This is a genomic window from Vallitalea sp., from assembly GCF_025211055.1.
Classification (GTDB): Bacteria; Bacillota; Clostridia; order Lachnospirales; family Vallitaleaceae; genus Vallitalea.
This window is the reverse complement of sequence record NZ_JAOARO010000051.1, coordinates 64557-90072: the sequence shown is the minus strand read 5'-3', so window position 1 is coordinate 90072 and position 25516 is coordinate 64557. Positions and strand designations below refer to the sequence as shown.

Below are 25516 nucleotides of genomic sequence, written 5' to 3'. Positions count from 1 at the left end.
TATATAGCATGACTACTTCTGTTATAACTCTCCATACTTATCACCTCTAGCTAAAGTATGGACATTTTACAATAATAATAAGGCTAAAAGCGTATACCGTCTAAAGACGGTGGAGTTAGACCACGCCCCTGTAATTTAAAAATATTATATATTATTTTACAATACTAATATACCGCAATATTCGACATTATAAAAATTAATTATTCATTTATAATATTAGCTTTTAACAGCATTACAGATATTATTGCGGTAACAGGAACAGTCAAGACAATCCCAATACTCCCTGACAAACCTTGGATAATCTCAGTGCCTATAAAAGGAATGTTCATGAATTGTCTTCTTCCCATTTGATATCCCCATATAAGCATGATACTATTAAGTGAGCTACCAGCAAAAGCCAGAATAAGTGTGTTGGACATGGTTCCCATAACATCCTTACCAATATTCATTCCTGATTTGAATAATTGTTTCTTTGATAATCCTTTATTCGTTTGATGTATCTCAAAAATTGATGATGTGATAGACATAGCTACATCCATAACTGCTCCCAGAGAAGCAATTAATATAGCTGAAAACATTAATCCCCTTACCTGTATTTTATAATCCTGAGCTACATATACCAATTCCTTACCTTTATCCATAGTAATTCCCGATAGATGTGCCAGATTACCAGATACATAAGAGATAACCCCTGCAATAACTACTCCTATAATCGTACCTATAATAACAGTCAATGTCTTTAGATTAAATCCACTTATCAATAAAAATGATACTATTATTATAATTGATGCAGTCAGTATGGTCACTACGATAGGATTATTTCCTTGAAAAATTAGGGGAAGCATGAAAAATATTATCATGATGCCTGTAAATATCAGGGAAATAATTGAATATACTCCTTGCATGCCTCCAAGTAGTATTAACAGAATGAACAGCAAAGCAATCAGAATATATAGTATGTTTTCCCTTTTGTAATTATAAATCCAAACATTAGCCTCTTCCAGTGAATCATCAATACTTGCAATTACCTTGTCATCAGCTTGTGCATAAACGTTATGGCTCCTGCTAAGGGGATTTTTAACCTCAAATATTTTACCTTTATATTTACCTGTCAATATTTCTATCTTAACTACTTGAGTACCTAGATATCTTCCCTCAAAGGTAGGGTCTTCATCAATTTCTTCACTTACAACTTCAACTACTTTAGCATCTTCAAAATCCTGTTTAAAGTAATTAGGTTGTTTTATATTCATTTTAAATATTGGAGATAAGATTATAATTAATGCTGTTAATAATATAAATGAAATAATAGGTAAGTACTTTTTCATAAGCTTGTCCTTTCTTGTATATTATACTAATTAAGATGGTTAAAAGAGGCTGCGTGGCAGCCCCTTGATTTTTACTTATTATGATGCTTTTGGTAACTCCTTGGCTTTATTTTCTTCTAATTTACCTTCTTCAATCAGTTTATTAACATTGATTGATTTTACATTAGGTGTTCTTCCATCTTCGGATCTTGGAATAGTAAGATCACCACTTTTTATCATTTCATATACAGTATCTTTATAAGGACTTTCTAGGTCTATGCCTATTATTTTCCAGTTATTATCAACTATTGGTACAGCTTTACCTTCTTTTTCTTCTTTTATATATTTGACTATTAAAGCACGTATTCTACCAGCGTCTTGCATAGTTTCATAAGAATCGTAGTATACATCTTCATCCGTAACAAGCTCTAATCCCTTTAATGTACCGAATCGATAATTATTAACAGCCAATTTGTATGTTTCATCATCCTTAACTGGCTCACCATTAAATGTCAGGTTTGTAATTCTGTTATTAGGTTCTTTTGAGATATCAATATCATAGTTCACTCCAGCGAACATATCATAATTATATCCTCTGATATCAGGGTTGAAGCTTACTGTTACATCACCTTCTGTATATGTATTATAATATCTGGCTGACCATTCCATATATTTTTTCAAATTCTCACCAGTAATATTTACACCCATCAAAGTATTGGAATATTTATAGATGTTAGCTACATCTTTTTTCTTGAAATCACCTTTTACTAAGTTCATATCATTCTTAAATGCTGCAGCTGAACTTATCTGTGCATCAGTATAGAATAACTGCACCTCATTGATTAAATCCATTAAAGGTGTATCTTCTATTTGAGCAGTAGGCATTGTTGTAACTTTTGCTTCTCCAGTAATATAGTCTACATTTTCTACGTAATCATCTTCAATGTGTCCAACAACAATATTTGCATCTTCTACAGATTTTTTATGTACAAATTCAAACTCAGATAATATTTCTTTATCTTCTTCAATCTCTCTTGTTTCTATATTTTCTACTGTAACATCCTTAACAACATATCCATCTTGTGATTCATCTAAAGTAATTTCAGCTTTTGCAAGCGCCCATCCATAACATCCAGGTTCAATTAATTTTACTCCATTAGCTTCTTTATCAGAAAATCTTGAATGAGCATGTCCACAGAAAATAACATCAAATTCAGGAACGGCTTCAGCAATCTCTAATGCACCTTGACTGCCATACTCGCCATCTGGACCTATATGGAATGCTCCAACTAGAACATCATATTTTCCTTCTAGTTCTTTTACAACTTTCTTAGCTTCTTCCAAAGGTTGTGTAAAACTTAATCCTTCAAAATGTTGTGGTGAACTAGCTTCCCATCTAGGAATATGAGGTGGTAATAATCCAACTACTGCTATACGAATACCATCTTTTTCAAAGATTTTGTAAGGCTCTACAAAACGTGTATCATCTGTTTTATAAATATTTGCAGCCAATACAGTATTATTGAATGCTTCAATATTTCTATCTAGGAATGATTTATCAAAATTAAACTCATGATTTCCTAGTGTCCATACATCATAACCCATAGTATTCATGGCTTGTACCATTGGATGTATTGGTAAATCATTGAATAGTTCAGCGCTATTATCTTGTACTGTATCACCACAGTCTAATAATATCGCATCTGGTGCTTCTGCTTTTTCTTTATTAATAAGTGTTTGAAGCTTAGCAAACCCTGCATCAGCATCTTTGCTATCAGTTGCATATTCATATGCATATATACGTCCATGTACGTCACTAGTTCCAAGTATTGTTACTTTTTTAACTTCAACTGCTAAATCTTCTTCCTCATTTTTTGTAACTGTCTCAGCTTTACCAGGTATTTCTAATTCCTGTTCTGGATAAATCATATGTGGATTAGATAATTGATTAACTTCTGCAAGTTCTTCCCATGTTGTGTCATATTTTTCAGCAATCTTCCATAAAACATCTCCTGGTTTCACAGTATACACTTCATTAGCTAATGCAGATGTTGCCAAAATGCTTACTAGCATTAATACAACCAGTAGAAGTGTAAAGGGCTTTTTGATTTTCATTAAAAATCATCTCCTTCAATATTTATTGATTACATAAACCTTTATACTTTTTTGATAGTTTTCGCTATCATTCTAATTATAGTACTAATTTTAATATATATCAATGTTTTGTTGTTTTATCTGACGATATTTTTGTATATATTTCATCTTATTTTGTTATATTTCGACTTTTTAACTTTAAGTTATATTCTTTTCGACTTAATTTCTTTTTAATTTCAAAAGACGAATATATTATTATATTAATATATTCGTCTTCTAATTATTATAATTTTACATCTACACTTTTCCCTATAATATGTTTATTTTGTTTCTCTTCTACATTTTTCTCAGGATTAGTGTAATTTATTTTTTCTTGTTTTTCATCTTCTTCTACCTGACTATTAATCTCTTCATTCTTCTCTTTGACTTTTTCTAATTTTTCACCTGCTTTTTTGATTAATTTATTAACTTTTCCCAAAGTTTCTATTGCTTCTTTTTCTATTCGGTCTGCTTTTGTCTTAAATGATATTGATTGTTTAATCCTAAAATCACTTACATCAACATCTTGACCTCTACCTCTATCAGCTTCAATCTGCTTATCTAGTATCTTCGCATCTTGTCTCATCTTTCTTGCTGTATTAAATCTATTATTTGCAATATCTAATGCTCTAGAAGCTTTTATCATTGATTTTGAAGATATTTCTATTCCTAATTCAGCTTTTATTTCATCTAAAGGAGTAGGAGGCTTTTCTGCTTTTTCTTTTTTCTTAGCTTCAATTTCTTCTGTCTTTTCAATTTTTTTCTCTACTTCATTCATTTTTTCTTTTATTTTCTCTTCATAGATTTTTTGTAGTATTTCTTGTTTTTGCTCTTCTAGTTCTTGTATTTTCACTTGTTTCTCTTTAGCAGTCAATTTTTTGTTTTCTCTTATATCTGCGATGTTCTTATCAACTCTTACTATCTGCTTCTGCAATCTAGTAATGGGAGTTTCCTTTTTCTCATTATTCCTAATAGCGTTATTATATACATTAAATCCACTATTAGTATTTGTATTGATATTCATATTTTTCACCTCTTAATAAATTACATTCATCTTAGTAACAATACACTTCATATATATATATCGTCAATTGTTAAAAAAACTTAAGCTTCTAGCTTAAATAATAAGATTTAAATTATGAAATCCTCATCAAAAAAACAGTCAATATATAAAATTTATCCAAATAACATTGATATAAACAGTTAATTATGTTATTATTTATTTAAAATTATTATATATATAGTTTTTTCTAATAATCGAACTATATATTATAAAGAAGTAGTGTTATTATAAGAAAGATATTTGGTATATTATTAATTTCAGTATTAATAATGTCAAATGTAACTATTTCCAGAGCTGATACAGGACCTATTGTAGTTAATAATTTAATTAATATTGGTAATGGCTATGAAGATGAAGCTTTTTGTGTAACAACAACTATCTATAATGATAGTGTAGGTTATAGAAACGTGCCTATATCGTTACTTGGGATCCAGTAGATCATGCTATACATTACTATCTAAAATCCCTACAATTTAATACTGATGGTGAATGTAAATGTGTAAAACAAAAATTAGTATCTACTAACAAAGCTGAATTTGAAATGGATAATCCAGATGTTGGATTCGTATTAAGACTACAGGCTAATGGTAAAAATTATTTATCTAATAATGATTGCGTAGCCTATCTGCAGCGACAAAGTGGAAGAAGAGGTTACAAAACTGTAACAACAAGTTATGATAAGTTTATAGAAGAGCATATTAACAGACGTCATGTTACTCATAGAGATAGTAGAAGACGTGATTATACTAGACGTAATAGAAATTAGTGATTTGAAATAAGCCCAAAATGGTATTATCAACCACTAAATAAATAAGTATTATTTATGTATAATAGGTAGAGCGTAGAACGCTAGATAATTAATAGATAATTATAAGTGGCTATTTGATAGTTGTTAACATTTTTCTATAAACATTTAATTTATCTTTCTGTTTTATGCGTTCTCTTTTGGGAATACTTATTTCTATTTCTTTTTTGATTTTAACTGGTCTGCCATCTAATATGTATATCTTGTCTGATAATAATAAAGCTTCATCTAAATCGTGGGTTACAAATATAACAGTTCTATTATCCTCTTCCCATAATTCTAGAAAAGCATTAATCAATTCAATCTTCAGATCATAATCCAACCCTTGAAATGGTTCATCCATAAGTAGTATTTGTGAACCATAAGCAAAAGCTCTTGCTATAGAAACTCTTTGTTTCATACCACCACTTAATTGTTTTGGATAATAATCACTGAACTTACTTAACTTAACAATATCTATATACTTCTTAGTTAATTGATCAACATTTATATTCTTATTACTTTTTAGTACAAACTTTATATTATTCTCTATTGTTGCCCATGGTAGCAGCCTAGTATCTTGAAAAATATAGGATACATTACTATCAATACCTTCAATAGATCCCCTATCATATTCAAGAGTTCCTGAAATAATATTAAGAAGTGTAGTTTTACCACACCCTGAAGCACCTAAAAAACATACTATTTTATCTTCATCAATAGAAAGATTAAAATCTTTCAGTATAGTCAAATCATCAAATGTCTTATTAATATTGTTAAGTTTAATCATTATTATTACACCTACTTTTGTATGCGTACTGGCAGCATTTTTCTAAGTAAATACTTGAATAAATATTCTAACATTAAGCTCAAAATAATAACAACTATTGTGAGGGCAAATAGCTGTTCTGACTCTATATATACTTTTGCGTTATATAGGTTTGTACCTATAGAAAACTTAGGACTACTAAGTACTTCAGCAGCAACTGTTACTTTCCACCCTAGACCAAGAGATGTTATCATAGCAGTTGTTATATATGGAATGATTGAAGGTACATAGATATCTTTTATTATATATCTTTTATCAACCTTATATACATATGCCATTTCTATCAATCTTCTATCAATATGTTTGATTCCCCCAACAACCGAAGTCCATATAATAGGAAAGCACATCAAAAAGCATATAAAAATAGGTACATTCTCTGATTTGAACCATACCAATGCAATAAGTATAAAAGACATAACGGGTGTTGATTTTACTGCAACTATTATCAGATTAAGAATTTCATACATGAAGTGGTTAATTCCACATATTATTCCTACCAATATTCCCACAATACATGCTATTATAAAACCCACAGCAACTCTGAATATTGTTGCAAAGATTGTCTGCCAAAACATAACTGTTTTGATTTCTTCCAATAATACCTTAAAAGTATTATAAGGAGTAGGAAGATATATTTCCTTATTAATAACTACGGCAATAATCTCCCATACTATTATCCAAAATATTAAAGCTATTATTTTATATACTCGTCGTCTATTTTTGGTAATAGAAGTCTCCATCAGGTAATTTTCCTCCTAATGACTTTGGATTGAAGTCAAATAGTATTTCATATAAGTTCTGTAATGTATCTTTTGCATCAGTAGCACTCATATAAACTATATTACAATTAGGTATAGCTTTTTGTGCAATAGCAGCACTAGGTAAGATTCCATGTTTTTCAATTAACTTACCAGCTTCTTCATTATTAGTATTAACAAAGTCTACTGATTCTTTATATTCTTGTAGAAATTTATCTACTAGTTCTTTATTATTAGTGGCAAATTCTGCATCTACTATGATACACCCCATTGCAAGCGGACTATCTTCACCTTGTATCTTTTCCCACTCTTTTGTAATATCAAGTGCAATTCTAGCATCTTTGTTTTTCATTAATACAGTAGTTACAAATGGTTGTGGTAATAAAGCTATTTTGTTATCTCCTGATATTACAGTCGTAGCAACTTCTGCATGTTGCATAGAAAAATTAATATCTACATCTTTTTCAGGGTCTATAGAGTTTTCCTTCAATACATATTGTAATATATAATCTGGAACTGATCCTTTTCCACTTGCATAGATTTCTTTCCCCTTAAGGTCATTGATATTATTAATCTCATTACCTACTTCCATAATGTATAGTACACCAAGTGTATTAACTGCTGCAAGTTTCATACCACCTTTTGTTTTATTATATAAAACAGAAGCTAAGTTTGTTGGTAAGCATGCAAAATCTACTTCTTTATTAACAATTTTACCTACCAATTCGTCTGGTGCACCAGTTATAGTAAATTCGCAATTAACATCTGATTCACCTGTAGTTATATCTTCCATTAGTTTTACCATACCCATTCCTGTAGGTCCTTTTAAGGTAGCAACTCTTATAGTTGTATCTTTTAAACTTGTTTCATCTGAGGATTCAGCTTCGTTTTCTTCTTTATTATCTACTGATTCTTTATCTTCATTAGCTTCTTCATTATTTTCTTGTCCCTGTGTATATACATCATCCTCAACGTCTTTCTTCTTATTGGATTTACACCCCGCAAATAAAGCAGTAACTAGTACTAGTGTCAGCATCAAACACAATATTTTACTCAAATTCTTCATTATTATTTATCCTTTCTTATCTCTTATCAATTTTTTAATTAGTAGCTATTATATGATTAATTATTATAACATAAATTTACTCTTTACAATATTAATTTTAAAAATTTTTCTGTTTTATCATTAACATAATAAAATAATTAACTATATTATTTTACAGCAAAAAAATATAGCTCATCTTATTATTATAAGGTAAGCTATATTTTCTATTATATTATTGTCTACCCATAGTTTGACCGCTTGATCTCAAAACGTTACAAGCTTCAATAACTCTTTCAGCCATACCTGTTTGAGCTTTCTTTAAATATGCTCTTGGGTCATATGCTTTTTTATTCCCTACTTCACCCTCAACCTTAAGTACTTCATCATAATGCTTAAACATATGTTCAACTACAGGTCTAGTAAATGCATATTGAGTATCTGTATCAATATTCATTTTGATTACACCATATTCAAGTGTTTCTTCGATTTCTTCTTTTGTTGATCCTGAACCACCGTGGAATACTAAATAGTAGTTAGCATCTTCTCCATGTTTAGCTTTTAATGCATCTTGACCTTCTTTTAATATGATTGGCTTTAACTTAACATTACCTGGCTTGTATACACCATGTACGTTACCAAATGTTGCAGCTAACATATAACGATCACCAACATCTTTTAACGCTTCTTCAAACATAAGCATATCTTCTGGAGTTGTAAATAATTTATCTGCTGCTACATCTTCGTTATTAACTCCATCTTCTTCTCCACCAACTACACCAGCTTCAACTTCTAATATAATCTCATTCTCTGCACATAGAGCCATAAGTTCTTTAGATATTTTGATATTTTCTTCTAGTGGGATATCAGAACCATCAAACATATGGCTATTAAATAGATTAGGTAACCCTTGTGCTCTTCTTCTCTTAGTCTCTTCAATAAGAGGTTTCATAAATGGCTCAACATTAGCCGCTGTACAATGGTCTGTGTGTAAAGCAATGTTAATATCATATTTTTCAGCCATGAGATGAATATGATTAGCAAGTGATATAGCACCAATTGCACTATTGGCAACCATACCTGATGCATGCTTTCCTCCACCTATGGATACCTGAATAATCCCATCTGATTTCGCCTTAGCGAACGCCTCTAAAACTGCGTTAGCTGTTTCAACATTTGAAACATTTACTGCTGGATAAGCAAACTTATTTTCTAAGGCCCTATCAAGCATTTTACAATAATTTTTGTAATCAACTACTGGCATGAAATTTCACTCCTCATATATTTATTAATACTTTGCCAATTCAAAGTATTCTTCTATTGTTGTGTTACACATTCATAATAAGATATTATTTATAATCCGTCAATGATAATGACAAAAATATTTTATTTTATCATCCATATAATATTACAGATAGTAAATTTTTATTATATTTTTTCAAAATAAGTTAATTTATATTGTTTAGGTGTCATATTATACTTATCTTTAAAAAGCCTTATAAAATATGAAATATTAGCATATCCCAGATTAAAAGCTACATCTGTTACACTTTCATTTCTTAGAAATTCTAATGCTAACTCTAATTTTTTATTCTTAATGTATTCAACTGGTTTAATACCAACGACTTTCTTGAATAGATGTGAGAAATTTGATTCTGACATATGCAAATCTTTTGCTAGCTCTTTTATATTAATCATTTCTTCAATATTCTCATTAATATACTTTACCGCAATATTTATTGGATGAGAGCTGTTTTTATTAAGTATTTGATATGTGGACTTATTCTTTATCAAATCAAATACTAATTTTTGAGCATATAAGTCAATCAAAAATTCATTATTGCTATCTTTACTCTTAGATGCAGCAAATATATTATTAATGTCTTCTAATATATTATATTTATTTTGCCCTAAGAAATAGTTGTTATCTGTTTTGACCTCTTCCTTTATATTATCTTCTATATTCACCTTATTTAGTACATTGTTTACTAGTTCATCATTTAATTCGAATACCAATGCTTTTGTATCTGTATGTATATCCATATGCACTTTTGAATTAGAAGGTAATAATAGATAGTTATCATTTGTATACATGAATTTTCTATTATTATTTAATGTTACATGCTTTCTTCCACTTAGAATTGTACAAAAGCGAGAATAATTATATGTTTTATATTCACCAGAAAAATTCTTTGGTAAATCATAATATAGTATTTTTACATAATCTGTCTCAAAACCATCAAGTTTTTCTAGTTTTTTATCAAAGAGATTCAACATATCTTCACCTACCTTTGTTAATATTTTGTCAATATCAGTCAAAAAAGTACTACTTTTTAAAATTTAATGTTAGTTTTTTTTAAAATTTCATATTATAATGTTTCTCATAAGTGCATTAAGTACATGATAACTAAAACTTAGAAGAATGTCAATGCTAGTATCCCGCCATTTTTTTGAAGTAATTTAGAAGGAATGAAAACTAAATGTCTAATTATTAACAATCACAATATTATAACGAGGTGTCAGAATGTACAAAATCTTAGCTAAAAGTAAGTTAAATGATTTAGTTGAACTTATGGAAATCCATGCACCATATGTCGCAAGAAAATGCGAACCTGGTCAATTCATCATTCTAAGGGTTGATGAAGAAGGTGAACGAATTCCTCTAACTATAGCCGATTATGATAGAAAAAAAGAAACAGTAACTATTGTATATCAAGTTGTAGGATATTCAACTAAGAAATTAAGTCTAAAAAAAGAAGGAGATTCTATAGAAGACTTTGTTGGTCCTCTAGGTCAAGAAGCACCTCTTCATAAAGTAAAAAGAGTTTTAGGTATTGGTGGCGGTGTTGGTATTGCTCCACTTTATCCTCAGTTGAAAAAAATGAAGGAATTAGGTGTAAAAGTAGATACTATACTTGGTGGCAGAAGTGAAGAATTCATAATTCTAGAAAATGAAATGGAATACATAAGTGATAACGTTTATTATGCTACAAACGATGGTTCAAAAGGAATCAAGGGTTTTGTAACAGATAAACTTAATGAACTAATAGAAAATGGCGAAAAATATGATTTGGTTATTTCAATTGGACCTTTAATCATGATGAAAGCCGTTTGTGAAATAACAAAGAAACATGATATCAAAACAAATGTTTCCTTGAATCCTATTATGATTGATGGTACAGGTATGTGTGGCGGATGTCGTGTAACTGTAGGTGGCGAAACAAAATTTGCATGTGTTGATGGTCCTGATTTTGATGGTCACCAAGTTGATTTTGATGAGGCCATGAGACGTCAAGGTATATATAAAGAAGAAGAAAAAGAGCACGTATGTAGACTAGGATTGGAGGACTAGAAATGATTAATAAATCACTAACAAAAACACCCATTAGTGAACAAGAACCTTTAGTCAGAAATAAAAACTTCAAAGAAGTAGTTCTCGGTTACACAGAAGAAGAAGCAATCCAAGAAGCAAGAAGATGTTTACAATGCAAACACAAACCATGTGTAAGCGGATGTCCTGTTAATGTACCAATTCCAGAATTCATTAATGCGGTAAGCCGTGGTGAATTCGAAGAAGCTTATAAAATAATCACTACTGAAAACTCACTACCTGCTATCTGCGGAAGAGTCTGTCCACAAGAAAATCAATGTGAAGGTAAATGCATAAGAGGTATAAAAGGTGAACCAGTAGCAATTGGTCGTTTAGAAAGATTTGTAGCAGATTATCATATGCAAAATACAACCGCTAATGAATCTGTAGACATTGAAAAAAGCAACATCAAAGTAGCTGTTGTAGGTGCTGGTCCTTCTGGACTTTCATGTGCATCCGATTTAGCTAAAAAGGGTTATGACATTACATTATTTGAAGCTCTACACAAAACAGGAGGAGTATTATCTTACGGTATTCCTGAATTCAGACTTCCTAAAAAATTAGTTAGTAATGAAATTGAAACTATAAAAAAATTAGGTGTAAATATTAAGACTAATGTACTTGTTGGTCGTTCTATCACAATAGATGAATTACTTGAAGAAGATTACAAAGCTGTTTTTATCGGTAGTGGTGCTGGTCTACCAAGATTCATGAATATTGAAGGTGAAAATCTTAATGGAGTCTACTCTGCCAATGAATATCTAACTAGAGTTAATCTGATGAAAGCCTATGAAAAAGATTCTCCAACACCTATCAAAGTTGGTAATAGTGTTGCAGTCATTGGTGGCGGTAATGTTGCTATGGATGCAGCTAGAACAGCAAAAAGACTAGGTGCAGAGAATGTATATATAATCTATAGAAGAAGTGAAAACGAACTTCCTGCAAGATTAGAAGAAGTTCATCACGCAAAAGAAGAAGAAATCATATTCAAGCTTTTAACAAATCCAACTAAGATAATTGGTGAAAATGGGTATGTTACTGGTATTAATTGTATAGAGATGGAACTTGGTGAGCCAGATGCGTCTGGAAGAAGAAGACCATGTCCAATAGAAAATAGTGATTTTGTAATTGATGTTGAAACAGTTATAGTAGCAATAGGTCAAACCCCTAACCCACTTATCAGACAAACAACTGAAGGACTTGATACTCAGTCTTGGGGCGGATTAATTGTTGAAGAAGAAACAATGGAAACCAGTAAAGAAAATGTTTATGCTGGTGGTGATGCTGTTACAGGTGCAGCAACAGTTATACTAGCCATGGGTGCTGGAAAAAAAGCTGCTGCTGCAATAGATAATAAATTAAAAAACAATTAAATATAAGGAGGAAATTATAATGAGTTTACAATGGTTCAGAGTTCCAAAAGATATCGTATTTGGTGAAGGTGCATTAGAATATTTATCAACTTTAGAAGGTAAAAAAGCTACACTTGTTACAGGTGGTAGTTCAATGAAAAGATTTGGTTTCTTAGATGAAGCTAAAAAGCAATTAGAAAAAGCTGGTATGGAAGTATCTATAGTTGATGGTGTTGAACCTAATCCATCTATTGATACTGTAGTTAGAGGTGGAAAAGAAATGGCTGAATTCAAACCAGATTGGATTATTGCAATCGGTGGTGGTTCTGCTCTTGACGCTGCAAAGATTATGTGGGTTTACTATGAATATCCAGAAACAAAATTCGAAGACTTAGTTGCAGGTAAATTCCCAAGACTTAGAACACAAGCTAAATTTTTAGCTATTCCTTCAACTAGTGGTACTGCTTCAGAAATTACTGCTTTCTCAGTAATTACTGATACAGAAAATCATATTAAATATCCATTAGTATCTTATGAAATAACACCTGATATTGCATTATTAGATGCAGCACTTCCTGCAAAAATGCCTGCTCATATTACAGCTAATACAGGTATGGATGTTATGACACATGCAATTGAAGCTTATGTCTCAACAGCTGCAACTAGCTATACAGATCCACTTGCTATGGAAGCAATTAAATTAGTGTTCAAACAAATTCCAGTAGCTTATGCTGATGGTAGTAACATGAAAGCAAGAGAAGATATGCACAATGCTTCTACTCTAGCTGGTATGGCATTTACAAACGCTTCACTAGGACTTGTTCATAGTTTAGCTCACAAAATTGGTGGAGAACTTGGTATTACTCATGGTTTAGCTAACGCTATCTTATTACCATACATTGTAGAATACAATATGAAAGCTACAGATAAATTTGCTGAGATTGAAAAACAACTTGAAATTAAGGACTTAGTAACTGAATTAAAAGAATTAAACAAAAAAGTTGGTATCCCAACTACTCTAAAAGAAGTTACAGAAGTTGAAATAACAGAAGAAAAATTCAATGAAGTTTTAGATAGAATGAGTAAAAACGCTTTTGCTGACCCATGTACCCTTACTAACCCAAGACAATCAAGTGCAGAAGATGTAAAAGAAATATATAAAGCAGCATTCTATGGTACAACTGCCAAAAATATTTAATCAATTTATTAACTAGCTTACAACCTTATATATAATGTAAAACCTCTCTTGAGAGCGAAAATCAAGAGGGGTTTTTCTGATAAATTAAAATTTGATATTGACAATCATTATCATTTTTAGTATAATATAAGAAAATAAGTTAAAAAGGTGATTATTATGAGTATAGTATTAATTGGTGGCCACGACCGTATGCATAGAGAATATAAAACAGTCTGTAAGAATGCTGGACACAAGTTAAAAGTATTTACCCAAATGTCAGGTGGATTAAGTAAGAGTATTGGAACTCCAGATGCTTTACTTATATTTACTAGTACAGTTTCACATAAAATGGTTAAGATTGCTAACAAAGAAGCTAAAAAGAAAAACATCCCCGTTTTAAGATGTCATTCCAGTAGTATTGATGCCCTACATAACTCTATAAAAAACTTAGAATCTGTTGTTTAATAGATTCTAATAATAAAAAGGCTGTATAATAGCCTTTTTATTATTGCTTAAATATCTATCGCATTAAACCCTATATCTTTTCTTTTCACCCATACCAAAGAACTTATCAAGTATAATTTTATTACCATTTTTATCCTTGATGTATCCTCGAAATGTTCCCATAGGACCTTCATAATCTGAATAAATGATACCATAATTAAATTTCAGCTTAAGTTTGGCTAATGGATAAAATAATATATTTACCATACCATACTCATCCCTTATTTTCCACACTTCTTTATCATCTTTAACTAATCTTTTAAATTTGATTGGTGGTAGTACCTGCATATTACCATTCATCCACAAACAATTCTCATTATATTTTTCATGATCCTTGATTTGATTATCTGTTAGATTAAACCCTATAAGTCCTGTATCTTTGTTATTAATACATCCTGTAACCCAGTCATATTTTACACTATTTGGATAATATCCTTTGTGGTCATCAATGATAGTAAAAGCTGTATTCTTATCAAAGAGTATTTTCTCCTTTCCAAGATAGAGAGTTCCCTCCATATTCATTAGTGCTTTATGAGAATATAGCCCTCTATTAGTATCAAAAGGTTGACAAATAACAATAGGTTCTGTTAAATGAAAAGCGGTGATATTAAGTTTTATATTTGGCAATTCATTCTTACTTCTTATTTTCACAATTATGTTAATCTTACCTTCTTCAAGATTGTTATATATTGCCATCATAAAATATTTTGATATATATTTACTTTCACTCTGATACATGCTTGTACTTAATATTTGTTTCCATGGAATACAGTATTTTCTATAATTATAGAGTTTATTATTTCTTTTATCATAGATAGATAATTGATTAAGAGCAGAAGTTTTAGTATTATAAACAGCTCCAAGCATAAAAACATCCTGATTCCCTGCTTGAAATGCTTCCCATTCCTTTAATCTTAGATTTTTGAAATGCTTACCAAATGGAAATCCTAATGGTTTCTTAGCATCTAACATATTTAATTTTTTGATTGGTTTATTGTATGTTCCAAATTGAAATTTTCCATCTTGATCCACTAAACTACTGATTTGATTTTTTACTTCCCTTGTATAACCTTCCATAATAGAACCTCCCAAAGAATATATTATCTTTACGTAATACTCTATTGATGTCATAAATTATAGCAAATACAAGTCAGTGTTTTATAATGATATTATAAAAGTCATCATGAAATTTATCAAATTCACAACAAATCACATAATAGTCCTTAACTTTAATTATATTATATAATTATTTCATCTTTTAAACAAGCAAATTATTTACATACGAAAAACAATACGTATACTATCTTACTTTCAACTCATATATTAGTTATGAGTATAATTCTATGGAGGATATATGGATAATAAGGATATATACTATAACGAAATGCCTTTCAAGAAAATCATGGATAAAATGAATCTTAAGAATTACCAAGATAAAATGGTCATGATAAAATCAAAGATGGGGTTCACTCATATGTTTCGTCTCAAAGAATGTAAAAAAGATTGTATTACTGGTGTAATGTATACTGGCAAAGAGTTTGAACCTGTTAAAATCCCCCTTAAAAATATTGATTGTTTTTATGCTGCCAGATCAGATTATAATAATATTAAATAAATCCATTATTCTACAAGAAAAGAGGCTACGCCTGATTTCTGTATAAGATAAAAAAAGCTTTGTATATAAAATATGGCCTATGGTTTTATATGCAAAGCTTAATATATATTAATTCTTAGCTAGTTCCTTCAATGTCTCCAAAATGATATTATAAGCCTCTTCAATATCCTCAATGTTAGAAACTGCATTCTCAATTGGACAAGTACCTGTACCTGTACGGTTAATTATTCCTGGAACAACGTCCTTATATTCTACATAAACATTATATTTATTGGCTAATTCTAATGCTTTTTTACTGATTATAGGAGTAATTATTTTCTTAGCTTTACTTTTTATAGCTAAACACATGGCACCTTTACCTATAATCCTATCAATAACCGTAATATCCATATATTCATGATTTTCATCAATATAATCTAATAAAGGTTTCACTCCTCTTTCAGTTGAAGTAAATACCACTTCATCACTATTTTTCACAATACATGTGTAATTGTTTTCATTTAATGTATTACTATTAAGCTGTTGCATATTGATATCCTACTTTCTTCATTATAAGCATCACTGATGGAATAACAACTATCTGTAAGGCTATGCCTGGTAAACCTGCTATTGTCATCCCAACTACATTAATAAATGGTGGAAGGGTTATACCAAATAAACTTGTTGCACATATAATCATTATTCCAACAACTATTCTACCTGCTACCATTGCTAAAATCAATGATAATATCATGTTCAATCTGAATTTATTAAATAATAGACCTGCCATCAATCCATATACAGGTAACTCCGCAATCATAAAAAATAAAATTGGTACAGGTGGCATTCCTGTGAAAACATGACTGACCAGTACAGATATTAATCCAACAAGCAACCCGCTGATAGGTCCACATACGAATCCAGCTAATAAAACAGGTATATGCATAGGTAACAAAACTCTACCAGAAACACTTCCAAAAACATGAAACATCTGAGGTAATATAACCCCTAAAGCTGCAAATAATGCTGTATAAACTAATTGTTTGCTCTTCATAAAAATTCTCCTTCCAAGTTATATGTGATATTTATCATTACTCTCTATTAAACAAAAATAAACACCAAAAAAGTATAACAACCTTCTTGGTGTTTAAATATATCTTAGTACTTCTTGCACTAATTCTTCAATAATTTTATTTAATTTTTTACCTTGTACTCCTGCAATAACCATATTGCACTTATTAAAGGGTAAAAGTATTTTTTTTGCTTCGCTGGATGAAATTGATAAGGCAATTTCAGTTGTTATTTCACCCATCATAGAATCAGGCACCATGATTGCAAGTGGTCCTAAAATAATATCAACTCTTTTACTCATTACTTTTATAGCATTTTCACCAGTAGCACCGGAGTTCGCTCCAGCTTTTATCATACCAGTAGTTGCAGTTGAATTCGTTCCAAGTGCAATTAATTCATGAGTTTTATCAATATTATTTTTTAACTTATCAATAATAATCTTCCCAATGCCGCCGCCCTGTCCATCAACTACAGCTATCTTCAATTAACCACCTCTTCTCCTATTAAGACTCTTAGTAAATTCTTTATAGGTAATTTCTTTTTACCTGAACCATAACCAATCTTTCTAATGGTCATTTTAGGCATTGAAATAAAATCTTCTGCTATGGTTTTAATAATAGCAGCACCAGTTGGTGTTACTAATTCAGTTTTTATATTAGTCTGATACACTGGCACATCTCTCAATACTTCCATTGTAGCTGGGGCAGGTATTGGTATAATACCATTTGCACATTCTATGAATCCAGTACCTAAATGAATAGGAGATGCATATATTTTATTAATATCAAGTAAATCAATACAAATTGAAGCTCCAATTATATCTACCATAGAATCCAATGCACCTATTTCATGGAAGAAAATATCTCCTATAGGCTGCCCATGAACCTTTGCTTCACTCTCAGCAACTAAGATAAATATTGATTTACTGATTTCTTTCGCTCTTACACTAATTGAACTATCATTTATAATATTAATAATATCATTTAAATTCCTTTTTGGATAGACTATATTTTCATCAATATGTACATAAACATCTGTCGCACTAATTCCATCTTTTCTTTTTTTATTAATATCAAGGCTGAATCCCTCAACACCAAGCTTATTCAATTCTCCAATTAGAATATCTTTATCAACACCCAAATCAACAAGTGCTCCTAATGTCATATCGCCGCTTAGACCACCTAAACAATCAAAATAAAGTACTTTGTTCATGTCTATCACCTCCGTTGTCCAAATTTGTACCAAACGTTTGGAACAACTATACTTTATCATATGATACTAATTTAGTCAACCTTTTCTAACATAAATTTAACCATTTTACTATAAATAAGTGAAATGGTTAAATAATATTACTAAGAATTATTTTTTGTATATTTTATTTTAGATACCCTTTTTCCTTAGCCCACTTTTCTTTTGAATCCAATATATCTTGGTATTCCTGTGGCGCTTCTCCATATATCTTTTTCAGATAGTATTCTGCCCTTTTAAGATCATTATATGTCACTAAGGGATAATCATCTATCTTATACTTACCCTCTTCTGTAATACAATAATATAAATCTCCATTATTCTTTATCCAACCATCTTTTGTATTCAATATACTCTGTAAGAATTTCTCTGCCAACTCCAACATTTCTTTATCATCATATAATAAATAATATCGATATAATACCGTCATTTCTGAAAGCATGTGGTTCAATGAGCAATGAGGCATCTTAATGTTACCATTATAATCCATATAGTCAGCTACAAAAATATTTTCATCAACATAAAAACTATTAGCATCAACAAAATCAGTATAAAACTTAAAATAATTATCTAATACTCTCTTGATTTCTTCATCAGGATATACTTCCTGCATATGTAAAAAACTACTTACAGTATCTGTATTGAATCTTGTATCATAAAAGTACTCGTTTATACCATATTCTTCATATATCCAATTTGACCTTGGTTCAGTAGGAATGTAATTCTTATCATTATATAACTTGGCATAACTATACATTAGACTTATTCCATAAGTTGTAAAAATACTTCCTTGATCCAATACCCAATAACAAGCTCTCATATGTGTTGCACAAGGTGCTCTAAAAAAATCATTTTTAGCAGTAGGTCTATAAGTACTAGGATTATCATAATATACACCATCAGTCCATATATATTTTATATTAGCCAAATCCATTGCAATCAATGTGTCAATATTAAATTTGACTTTCTTATCAATAATTAGCTTCTTTAATGATAGAACTCCTTCTACTTTTGTTGAATAACCTTTTTTAACAGGTAATTCATATCTATAGGTTGTTTCATCATCAATGACCATATTGATATTTTGTTCTATTTCACTAACAGTTTTTACACTTCTTCCCAGCTTTTTCTCATGAAATACTCTTCCCAGTTTAATATGACTATTCTCTCCATCAATAAAATTAATTATATTTGAAAGAACTGTACTTGATATCACATCTTTATCATCAAACTTTAAAGTCTTATCTTCATAATATCCTTCAAAAATATTATAGCTATCTGACTTACCTGCTTCTACACTAAAAGATAGTGCTTTACTTGAACTACTGTTAGGAATATACTCTACATAATATATCATCCCACTATCAAATACTTCATGGAAAGTTAATAATACCTTACCATAATCACTGGATAAATTTACTTCATATTCATACTCATTCATATACTTATGCTCTATACACTTTCCACTAGAAACAGTAGGTTCTATCTTATCTCCACTACCACCATCAAACATAAGAACATAATCAATATTGTCATCATTATCTAAATCCAAATCCAATTTTAATGATGTTTCACTTAACTCTTTTTTAACTGTATTAGTTAAAATCTTGCCAATATTTTCATCAACACTTTCATCAATTAATGACTTATCATTTAATTCATTATTCTCTCTTATATTATTACTAACAGCACTAGTATCATTACCAAAACCATGAATAACCAATACAACTGCCCCAGCAATTATACCCATAATTAATATAACTCCAATAATCTTACTAAAAACATTTCTTATCATTTATAACTCCCCTCTTGTCATATAACGTTATAACATATTAATCATCCTTATAATTATACATATTTACTAGAAAAGTTACAATACTATCAAACCATATAGCACTTTATTTATAAGTAGCTGGCGTAACATACTATATAAGAACCTAAACCCGCTGAAAACATCACTGACAAGGCTATAATAAAAATTACTAATGGCATGATAAGTGCTATTGAAGCAAGTACAACAGAACTGATAAAAGCCACAGCTATAATATCATTACAAATCTTATTTAGTATTTGTAGATTATCACAAATTGATTCTGTAAGTTAGAGGCATAAAATAAAAGGTACAAGTCATAAAATCTGTTTTTATGACTTGTACCTTTTACAACTTTTCATTAGATATGTATATGATAACATCATCTTTTTTTATTTTCCTGTCTTTATCTGGATTTAAAGATACTTTTTCATTAGCGATACCAACTACAATTGTATTATAGTCATTAATATATTTCATTGATAATTCTTTGAACGATATTCCGATATCATCTTCTTTAACTTTACATTCATACAATTCATTACCGTAAGAGTTAGTCAATAATTCTTTTAATACAGAACTTACATTCTTATAGACTGCACTCCTAACCATAACTCGGCTGCTCATTTGGTTACTGACAATAATATCATTTACATTAGCTCTTTCAAAATGAGGTATATTCTCTTCATTAAGGACTTCTGCTATTAGATGAATATTTGTATTGAATTTATCAACAGCTAGACATACAAGAACTGATTTGGCATCTGCCATTCCATCATTAATCATCAAATTCTCATCAGCTACAACCATAACAATATCTGCATAAGCAATATTTGCTCTTATAAGTGTCTCATCTATAGTAGGATCTCCATGAACAAAATAGGTGTTTTTATATGGGAGATTCAATCTTTCAACATCAGAAACTATAACTATTTTACGTTCTTGACTATCTTCAACTAATTCCTTTAACATAGTTTCACTTTTTTTATTCCAACCAATGAGTACGATATGATTTTCAAACTTGATGTCCATAAGTCCCATACCTTCTTTCATTTTATTATCTATAAAAATCGATGCAATAGCTGCTGTTACAAAACCAAATGTACTAATACCTATTAACATTAAAGCTATGCCGAATAAACGTCCAAGAACAGTTATAGGAAAGTAATCACCATATCCAACCGTTGTGGTTGTAACAAATCCCCACCATAAAGAATCACCATAGCTTAAATTAGCATTAGCCTTACTTTCAAAAATATAAAATGCCGTTGAACAAACAAATAATGCGACTAAAAAAATTCCTATCAATTTATATATCTTGCTTTTTTCCATTGATATATGAAGAACCTTAATTGCATTTATTAATACTGATATCATTTCATCGTCTCCTATATCTTATTAATAACTGTCCCATGCTTTTTGATAATATCCAAATAAAACAGGATTGGTGAGGCTGTTTATCTCTACTTTATCTTTAGATTTTTTCTCATCATCCCCAAAAACAAATAAAGCTTTTACCATATCATCATTTAGATACTTAGTTGGGACTGATAGATTAATATCATCTTTATCAAATTCCTGATTCGAAGCTAAAGTAAATCCCCAATCTCCAAAAGAAGGAACATACAAATGATATCCAGTAGTATATAATCCTTCAGACTCAACAGTTTTACGAATGCACCAATAAGCTTCTTCAGCATAATAAGGACTTGTTGACTGAATAGCAATCATACCTCCATCATCTAATCTACTATATATTAGTCTGTAGAATAGATTAGTATATAATTTATTTAAAGCTTCATTGTTAGGATCTGGTAGATCCACAATGACAACATCATATTTATTGTTTGTTGTTTCAAGAAACTTGTAAGCATCCTGATTAATGACATTTACTTTATCATTATCCAATGATTTATTGTTCAATGATTTTACTAAGGGATTGGTCTTACAAAAATCTACTACTTCTTTATCTAAATCAACTAGAGTAATTCTTTTAACACCATTATATTTCAGAATCTCCCTAGCAGCTAAACCATCACCGCCACCAAGGATCAAGATTTCTTTACGTTCTTTTGCAAGGCTCATTGCAGGATGAATTAGAGATTCATGGTATCTATATTCATCCTGTGAACTGAATTGCACATTTCCATTGAGAAACAAACGTAGGTCCTCACGATGTTTTGTTACAACTATTCTCTGATGCTTGGTTTGCTTTCTATATATGATTTGATCTCTATAAAAACTATCTTCAATTCTATTTGCAGTCGAATCAGCTGTTATAAACCCTACAATAATAATTAGTACAAATAATCCAGCTATAACTTTAAGTATATCAATTCTCTTAATATGCTCGCTATACTTATATATAATAATATTAGCTACTACTATATTGATAAAACCTACTAGAAAAGCAGTTTTTATATACCCTAGATGTGGTAATAGAACCAAGGGAAATGCAACGGAACCTATTAGTGCACCAATATAATCAAAACTAAGTACATTAGCAAGTGTCATTCTAAGATTGTTTTCTTTTTCTTCAATGATACGGGTTAGTATAGGGATCTCTAATCCTACTAAAATACCAATTGTAATTATTGTCATATACATAACAGGCATATATACTTTGGTATACCCATATGCAGCAAATAACAACACTGCCGATATACCACCTACTAGACCTATTGTTAACTCAATGATTACAAAAACATCAAATAAGTTACGCTTGAACTTCTTAGTTATATATGATCCTATACCCATAGCACTCATATATAATCCTATAGTAATAGAATACTGCTTAACACTATCTCCCAATAAATATGAACTGATTGCACCAATAATCAGTTCATATATTATTCCACATATAGCTATAATAAAAACAGCAAACATTAGAGGGGCAGCATTAATTTTTCCATTACTCATATTTTTTTTAATGCTATTTTCCTTTGCCATATTAACCTCCATAACTTTTCACAAAGCTATAAAACCTTATATTATTGCAGCACTTACAACTATTGCCACTCCAATAAATATTCCTGCTACAGCTAAACCTGCAGCAACATTGTGATCATCAATCTCTTTATTCAAATCAAATGGTGTAATTATATCAAACACTTTATATCCTATTGCACAGAAAAACATACCTATTGCAAAATATATAATACTAGAAATGATAGGATTCATTTTTCATACCTCCTTTAATTATTAATTAAAAATTCATATTGTTCTATATGTATTAGATAACTTATGCTATAGCAGCTTTTATGATTATTGCTACTGCAATAAAAATTCCAGCTATTACTGCTCCCACAGCAGGATTTTTTTCCTTAATCTCTTCAGCGAAATTATAAGGTGTAATCATATCAAATACTTTATATCCTACAAACATTAATACTAGTGCTAGAATAGCATAAATAATAGTCGCTACAAATTCATTATTTAAGAAATCCATTATTGTCTCTCCTTTCTTCACATGTTTAATTTATTTACCGAAACTTGTTCCTCCACCTAATCTTGATTTGGAACCTACACTTCCTGAACGGACAGATTTTGTTCTTGATGAACTACTATTACTAGTTGAGCTACTTGTTGAAGAGCTTTTACTAGTTGAACTACTTTTTGATGTTGTATTACTATTTGTTGTCTTACTGGATGAATTTGGTTTAGAATTATTTGTCCTAATTTTACTAGATGCATTTTTATCTGTTTTGATCTTGGTTGAACTAGGATCAGTTTTATTAGTGGTAGTTTGACTTTTAGTTGATGTAGTATTCACATTATTAGCTGGTTTACTATATCCATTTCCATAACGATGATTATCCTTAGTATAATATCTACTTGAAGTATAACCAGTATCGTAGAATAATATAATGTTATTTCTATATGGTCTATACAGCCCGTAATATCCATTATTATGTATGTACTTTCTTGATGATATCTGTGTATATGTCTTTCCATCTTCACTTTGATAGATTAATATATAATAATCATCATATGTTAATTGTATAGCTTCTTCATTATCTAAATCAGTATAATCTTCAGGTCTGTCTTCATTAATTAGATACAACGCAGTTTCTTTTACACTCATATCCGATGAATAAACCTTTGCTTTATCTGATTTATCATAATTACTTGTTAAGCTAGTGGAATACTCAAAATTAGAATTATTATCTAGCTTTTTCGTTATAGATTTATGGGAACCCAATGAACTGATTGTCCCAATAATCAATATACACACAAGAATACCCAGAAATATCTTTATACCTTTGCTCATGCAATCTCCCTCCTTCCTATACTATTAACAAGACTAACTTCTTGGATAAATTACAACATTGTAATCTTCAATTTCTCTACCAACTGCCATTTCTACTTCACCATTCCATATCTCTAGAGAAAGAAGATTTTCTCCATCTTCATCACAATACTCATAGTAATCAACTTCTTCACCTTTTACAGCATTTACTTTACCTTCTACATATTCAACTTTGGCATCGCTACCTTCTTGCATATAATATGTAACTCCCTTATATTCGTATACTCTTGGAGCGTCAGTGATTATAGCAACTACTTCCTTATAAAAACATATTTCCACACCGTCATCTTCTTCTACACTTAACCAGTAGTTTTTTCTAGAATCTTTTAATTTGTACTCTGTCCATCTCCATCCATGATCATTGAACTTCAATATACCTTTTACTTCATAATCAACTTCTTCAATAGAAACTATATCACCAACCCTCATATTAAAAACTGTGATTTCAGTACTTTCCTTTTCCATCTTGGCAGTTTTGTTGGCTCGTGATATATTTTTAATTCTATCAATAAATCCCATTAATATTCACCTCCTTAATTACATCTAGTCTATATTATCACATATTTTATTATTATAAAAGTTATATTGCAAAACTTGTATTATTTTGCTTAAAATATGTCTTTATTGATAAGTTACTATTGAAATTTATATGTTATAATGTATATAATATATAGAGTTAACTTATTTATAATATTTAATGAGTATACTACTTAATATTTAGAACCAATAATACATAAGGAGGTTATTACAATGGATATAAAACAAAGAATTGAAAGTTTCATGCTAGACATGAATTTAGTTTTTGAAGAGTTAGATGAAAGCACATGGAAATTAGAAGATGATTTATCTCATATAGATAATATCGTAGTAAAATTAGTAGAACCAATAGTTTTATTTAGAGTAAAAATCATGGAGTTACCAAAGACGAATAAAGAAGAATTCTACAGAACAGTCTTAGAATTGAATGCTAATGATTTAGTTCACGGAGCTTACGCTATTGAAAATGACAGCCTAGTAATAATAGATACTTTACAGGCAGAAAATCTTGACCAGAATGAATTTCAATCAACAATAGACAGTATAGGTCTAGCTCTAATACAACACTATGATTTATTAGCTAAATTTTCAAATTAATGACTATAACACTATAACCTAAAAATATCTA

28 protein-coding genes are annotated in these 25516 nt (G+C 30.0%); 8 read left to right on the top strand and 20 right to left on the bottom strand.

The window, feature by feature from the left end:
• Window positions 1-200: 200 nt before the first annotated feature.
• From N4A55_RS06640 to N4A55_RS06630, 3 genes are all read right to left on the bottom strand, one after another.
• Entirely contained in the window at window positions 201-1328 is a 1128-nt protein-coding gene (locus tag N4A55_RS06640; protein WP_293754777.1) for a YibE/F family protein, read from the bottom strand.
• Window positions 1329-1406: 78 nt separating this feature from the next.
• A complete protein-coding gene (locus N4A55_RS06635; RefSeq protein ID WP_293754776.1) occupies window positions 1407-3422 on the bottom strand; it encodes a 5'-nucleotidase C-terminal domain-containing protein in 2016 nt (671 codons plus the stop codon).
• Window positions 3423-3684: 262 nt separating this feature from the next.
• Entirely contained in the window at window positions 3685-4464 is a 780-nt protein-coding gene (locus tag N4A55_RS06630) for a hypothetical protein (protein WP_293754775.1), read from the bottom strand.
• 308 nt (window positions 4465-4772) lie between these two features.
• Here N4A55_RS06630 and N4A55_RS06625 point away from each other — a divergent pair, with 308 nt between their 5' ends.
• Window positions 4773-4940, top strand: coding sequence for a hypothetical protein (locus N4A55_RS06625; protein ID WP_293754774.1), 168 nt, complete (start codon window positions 4773-4775; stop codon window positions 4938-4940).
• 104 nt (window positions 4941-5044) lie between these two features.
• Window positions 5045-5269 (top strand): hypothetical protein, encoded by a 225-nt coding sequence (locus tag N4A55_RS06620; protein WP_293754773.1) that lies wholly within the window; start codon window positions 5045-5047, stop codon window positions 5267-5269.
• 112 nt (window positions 5270-5381) lie between these two features.
• Here N4A55_RS06620 and N4A55_RS06615 read toward each other — a convergent pair whose 3' ends face one another.
• From N4A55_RS06615 to N4A55_RS06595, 5 genes are all read right to left on the bottom strand, one after another.
• On the bottom strand, window positions 5382-6077 hold the full coding sequence (locus N4A55_RS06615; protein WP_293754772.1) for an ABC transporter ATP-binding protein: 696 nt from the start codon (window positions 6075-6077) through the stop codon (window positions 5382-5384).
• Window positions 6078-6088: 11 nt separating this feature from the next.
• Window positions 6089-6856, bottom strand: coding sequence for an ABC transporter permease (locus N4A55_RS06610; protein ID WP_293754771.1), 768 nt, complete (start codon window positions 6854-6856; stop codon window positions 6089-6091).
• Window positions 6831-7940, bottom strand: coding sequence for an ABC transporter substrate-binding protein (locus N4A55_RS06605; RefSeq protein WP_293754770.1), 1110 nt, complete (start codon window positions 7938-7940; stop codon window positions 6831-6833). Before N4A55_RS06605 ends, N4A55_RS06610 begins: the two co-directional genes overlap by 26 nt.
• 211 nt (window positions 7941-8151) lie before the next feature.
• Complete coding sequence (fbaA, locus tag N4A55_RS06600; protein ID WP_293754769.1) at window positions 8152-9180, bottom strand: class II fructose-bisphosphate aldolase; 1029 nt, start codon at window positions 9178-9180, stop codon at window positions 8152-8154.
• Between the two features lie 164 nt (window positions 9181-9344).
• Complete coding sequence (locus N4A55_RS06595; protein WP_293754768.1) at window positions 9345-10235, bottom strand: helix-turn-helix transcriptional regulator; 891 nt, start codon at window positions 10233-10235, stop codon at window positions 9345-9347.
• Between the two features lie 205 nt (window positions 10236-10440).
• On the opposite strand from N4A55_RS06595, the gene N4A55_RS06590 reads away from it, so the two are divergent.
• The 4 genes from N4A55_RS06590 (at window position 10441) to N4A55_RS06575 (ending at window position 14280) form a co-directional block, all read left to right on the top strand.
• The gene (locus N4A55_RS06590; protein WP_293754767.1) at window positions 10441-11268 is read left to right on the top strand and encodes a sulfide/dihydroorotate dehydrogenase-like FAD/NAD-binding protein; all 828 of its coding nucleotides are present in this window, start codon (window positions 10441-10443) and stop codon (window positions 11266-11268) included.
• A 2-nt stretch (window positions 11269-11270) separates the two neighbouring features.
• Window positions 11271-12659, top strand: a complete 1389-nt coding sequence (gltA, locus tag N4A55_RS06585; RefSeq protein WP_293754766.1) for an NADPH-dependent glutamate synthase — start codon at window positions 11271-11273, stop codon at window positions 12657-12659.
• A gap of 19 nt (window positions 12660-12678) precedes the next feature.
• Entirely contained in the window at window positions 12679-13836 is a 1158-nt protein-coding gene (locus tag N4A55_RS06580; RefSeq protein WP_293754765.1) for an iron-containing alcohol dehydrogenase, read from the top strand.
• A gap of 156 nt (window positions 13837-13992) precedes the next feature.
• On the top strand, window positions 13993-14280 hold the full coding sequence (locus tag N4A55_RS06575; RefSeq protein ID WP_293754764.1) for a DUF2325 domain-containing protein: 288 nt from the start codon (window positions 13993-13995) through the stop codon (window positions 14278-14280).
• Window positions 14281-14343: 63 nt separating this feature from the next.
• Here the strand turns inward: N4A55_RS06575 and N4A55_RS06570 are convergent, their stop codons facing one another.
• Window positions 14344-15396 carry a DUF2804 family protein gene (locus N4A55_RS06570; protein WP_293754763.1) on the bottom strand — a complete coding sequence of 351 codons (1053 nt, stop codon included), beginning with the start codon at window positions 15394-15396 and terminating at the stop codon, window positions 14344-14346.
• A gap of 277 nt (window positions 15397-15673) precedes the next feature.
• On the opposite strand from N4A55_RS06570, the gene N4A55_RS06565 reads away from it, so the two are divergent.
• Window positions 15674-15934 (top strand): hypothetical protein, encoded by a 261-nt coding sequence (locus N4A55_RS06565; protein WP_293754762.1) that lies wholly within the window; start codon window positions 15674-15676, stop codon window positions 15932-15934.
• Between the two features lie 108 nt (window positions 15935-16042).
• Here N4A55_RS06565 and N4A55_RS06560 read toward each other — a convergent pair whose 3' ends face one another.
• The 11 genes from N4A55_RS06560 to N4A55_RS06510 form a co-directional block, all read right to left on the bottom strand.
• Window positions 16043-16462, bottom strand: a complete 420-nt coding sequence (locus tag N4A55_RS06560; protein ID WP_293754761.1) for a DUF1893 domain-containing protein — start codon at window positions 16460-16462, stop codon at window positions 16043-16045.
• Entirely contained in the window at window positions 16449-16967 is a 519-nt protein-coding gene (locus N4A55_RS06555; protein ID WP_293754760.1) for an ECF transporter S component, read from the bottom strand. Before N4A55_RS06555 ends, N4A55_RS06560 begins: the two co-directional genes overlap by 14 nt.
• 93 nt (window positions 16968-17060) lie before the next feature.
• The gene (locus N4A55_RS06550; RefSeq protein WP_293754759.1) at window positions 17061-17468 is read right to left on the bottom strand and encodes a DUF3842 family protein; all 408 of its coding nucleotides are present in this window, start codon (window positions 17466-17468) and stop codon (window positions 17061-17063) included.
• Window positions 17465-18196 carry a LarC family nickel insertion protein gene (locus tag N4A55_RS06545; protein WP_293754758.1) on the bottom strand — a complete coding sequence of 244 codons (732 nt, stop codon included), beginning with the start codon at window positions 18194-18196 and terminating at the stop codon, window positions 17465-17467. The genes N4A55_RS06550 and N4A55_RS06545 overlap by 4 nt, the downstream gene beginning before the upstream one ends.
• A 163-nt stretch (window positions 18197-18359) precedes the next feature.
• A complete protein-coding gene (locus tag N4A55_RS06540) occupies window positions 18360-20027 on the bottom strand; it encodes a hypothetical protein (RefSeq protein WP_293754757.1) in 1668 nt (555 codons plus the stop codon).
• 363 nt (window positions 20028-20390) lie between these two features.
• Window positions 20391-21419, bottom strand: coding sequence for a potassium channel family protein (locus tag N4A55_RS06535; protein WP_293754756.1), 1029 nt, complete (start codon window positions 21417-21419; stop codon window positions 20391-20393).
• 21 nt (window positions 21420-21440) lie between these two features.
• Window positions 21441-22991 carry a polyamine aminopropyltransferase gene (locus N4A55_RS06530; RefSeq protein WP_293754755.1) on the bottom strand — a complete coding sequence of 517 codons (1551 nt, stop codon included), beginning with the start codon at window positions 22989-22991 and terminating at the stop codon, window positions 21441-21443.
• Between the two features lie 36 nt (window positions 22992-23027).
• Window positions 23028-23222, bottom strand: coding sequence for a DUF350 domain-containing protein (locus N4A55_RS06525; protein ID WP_293754754.1), 195 nt, complete (start codon window positions 23220-23222; stop codon window positions 23028-23030).
• Window positions 23223-23283: 61 nt separating this feature from the next.
• On the bottom strand, window positions 23284-23490 hold the full coding sequence (locus N4A55_RS06520) for a DUF350 domain-containing protein (protein WP_113671497.1): 207 nt from the start codon (window positions 23488-23490) through the stop codon (window positions 23284-23286).
• A gap of 30 nt (window positions 23491-23520) precedes the next feature.
• Window positions 23521-24312: a hypothetical protein gene (locus tag N4A55_RS06515; RefSeq protein WP_293754753.1), complete on the bottom strand. Its 792-nt coding sequence runs from the start codon at window positions 24310-24312 to the stop codon at window positions 23521-23523.
• A gap of 33 nt (window positions 24313-24345) precedes the next feature.
• Entirely contained in the window at window positions 24346-24870 is a 525-nt protein-coding gene (locus N4A55_RS06510; protein ID WP_293754752.1) for a DUF4178 domain-containing protein, read from the bottom strand.
• A 231-nt stretch (window positions 24871-25101) separates the two neighbouring features.
• On the opposite strand from N4A55_RS06510, the gene N4A55_RS06505 reads away from it, so the two are divergent.
• Window positions 25102-25485 carry a hypothetical protein gene (locus N4A55_RS06505; RefSeq protein ID WP_293754751.1) on the top strand — a complete coding sequence of 128 codons (384 nt, stop codon included), beginning with the start codon at window positions 25102-25104 and terminating at the stop codon, window positions 25483-25485.
• The last annotated feature ends 31 nt before the right edge of the window (window positions 25486-25516 follow it).

Excerpts from the sequence above, each read along its gene's own strand:
- N4A55_RS06560 (WP_293754761.1), bottom strand. The coding sequence starts at position 16,462 with ATGCAACAGCTTAATAGTAATACATTAAATGAAAACAATTACACATGT.
- N4A55_RS06580 (WP_293754765.1), top strand. The coding sequence starts at position 12,679 with ATGAGTTTACAATGGTTCAGAGTTCCAAAAGATATCGTATTTGGTGAA.
- N4A55_RS06555 (WP_293754760.1), bottom strand. The coding sequence starts at position 16,967 with ATGAAGAGCAAACAATTAGTTTATACAGCATTATTTGCAGCTTTAGGG.
- gltA (WP_293754766.1), top strand. The coding sequence starts at position 11,271 with ATGATTAATAAATCACTAACAAAAACACCCATTAGTGAACAAGAACCT.
- N4A55_RS06635 (WP_293754776.1), bottom strand. The coding sequence starts at position 3,422 with ATGAAAATCAAAAAGCCCTTTACACTTCTACTGGTTGTATTAATGCTA.
- N4A55_RS06545 (WP_293754758.1), bottom strand. The coding sequence starts at position 18,196 with ATGAACAAAGTACTTTATTTTGATTGTTTAGGTGGTCTAAGCGGCGAT.
- N4A55_RS06505 (WP_293754751.1), top strand. The coding sequence starts at position 25,102 with ATGGATATAAAACAAAGAATTGAAAGTTTCATGCTAGACATGAATTTA.
- N4A55_RS06615 (WP_293754772.1), bottom strand. The coding sequence starts at position 6,077 with ATGATTAAACTTAACAATATTAATAAGACATTTGATGATTTGACTATA.
- N4A55_RS06515 (WP_293754753.1), bottom strand. The coding sequence starts at position 24,312 with ATGAGCAAAGGTATAAAGATATTTCTGGGTATTCTTGTGTGTATATTG.
- N4A55_RS06520 (WP_113671497.1), bottom strand. The coding sequence starts at position 23,490 with ATGGATTTCTTAAATAATGAATTTGTAGCGACTATTATTTATGCTATT.
- N4A55_RS06525 (WP_293754754.1), bottom strand. The coding sequence starts at position 23,222 with ATGAATCCTATCATTTCTAGTATTATATATTTTGCAATAGGTATGTTT.
- N4A55_RS06540 (WP_293754757.1), bottom strand. The coding sequence starts at position 20,027 with ATGATAAGAAATGTTTTTAGTAAGATTATTGGAGTTATATTAATTATG.
- N4A55_RS06620 (WP_293754773.1), top strand. The coding sequence starts at position 5,045 with ATGGATAATCCAGATGTTGGATTCGTATTAAGACTACAGGCTAATGGT.
- N4A55_RS06605 (WP_293754770.1), bottom strand. The coding sequence starts at position 7,940 with ATGAAGAATTTGAGTAAAATATTGTGTTTGATGCTGACACTAGTACTA.
- fbaA (WP_293754769.1), bottom strand. The coding sequence starts at position 9,180 with ATGCCAGTAGTTGATTACAAAAATTATTGTAAAATGCTTGATAGGGCC.
- N4A55_RS06610 (WP_293754771.1), bottom strand. The coding sequence starts at position 6,856 with ATGGAGACTTCTATTACCAAAAATAGACGACGAGTATATAAAATAATA.
- N4A55_RS06510 (WP_293754752.1), bottom strand. The coding sequence starts at position 24,870 with ATGGGATTTATTGATAGAATTAAAAATATATCACGAGCCAACAAAACT.
- N4A55_RS06640 (WP_293754777.1), bottom strand. The coding sequence starts at position 1,328 with ATGAAAAAGTACTTACCTATTATTTCATTTATATTATTAACAGCATTA.
- N4A55_RS06535 (WP_293754756.1), bottom strand. The coding sequence starts at position 21,419 with ATGATATCAGTATTAATAAATGCAATTAAGGTTCTTCATATATCAATG.
- N4A55_RS06625 (WP_293754774.1), top strand. The coding sequence starts at position 4,773 with ATGTCAAATGTAACTATTTCCAGAGCTGATACAGGACCTATTGTAGTT.
- N4A55_RS06565 (WP_293754762.1), top strand. The coding sequence starts at position 15,674 with ATGGATAATAAGGATATATACTATAACGAAATGCCTTTCAAGAAAATC.
- N4A55_RS06590 (WP_293754767.1), top strand. The coding sequence starts at position 10,441 with ATGTACAAAATCTTAGCTAAAAGTAAGTTAAATGATTTAGTTGAACTT.
- N4A55_RS06630 (WP_293754775.1), bottom strand. The coding sequence starts at position 4,464 with ATGAATATCAATACAAATACTAATAGTGGATTTAATGTATATAATAAC.
- N4A55_RS06530 (WP_293754755.1), bottom strand. The coding sequence starts at position 22,991 with ATGGCAAAGGAAAATAGCATTAAAAAAAATATGAGTAATGGAAAAATT.
- N4A55_RS06570 (WP_293754763.1), bottom strand. The coding sequence starts at position 15,396 with ATGGAAGGTTATACAAGGGAAGTAAAAAATCAAATCAGTAGTTTAGTG.
- N4A55_RS06575 (WP_293754764.1), top strand. The coding sequence starts at position 13,993 with ATGAGTATAGTATTAATTGGTGGCCACGACCGTATGCATAGAGAATAT.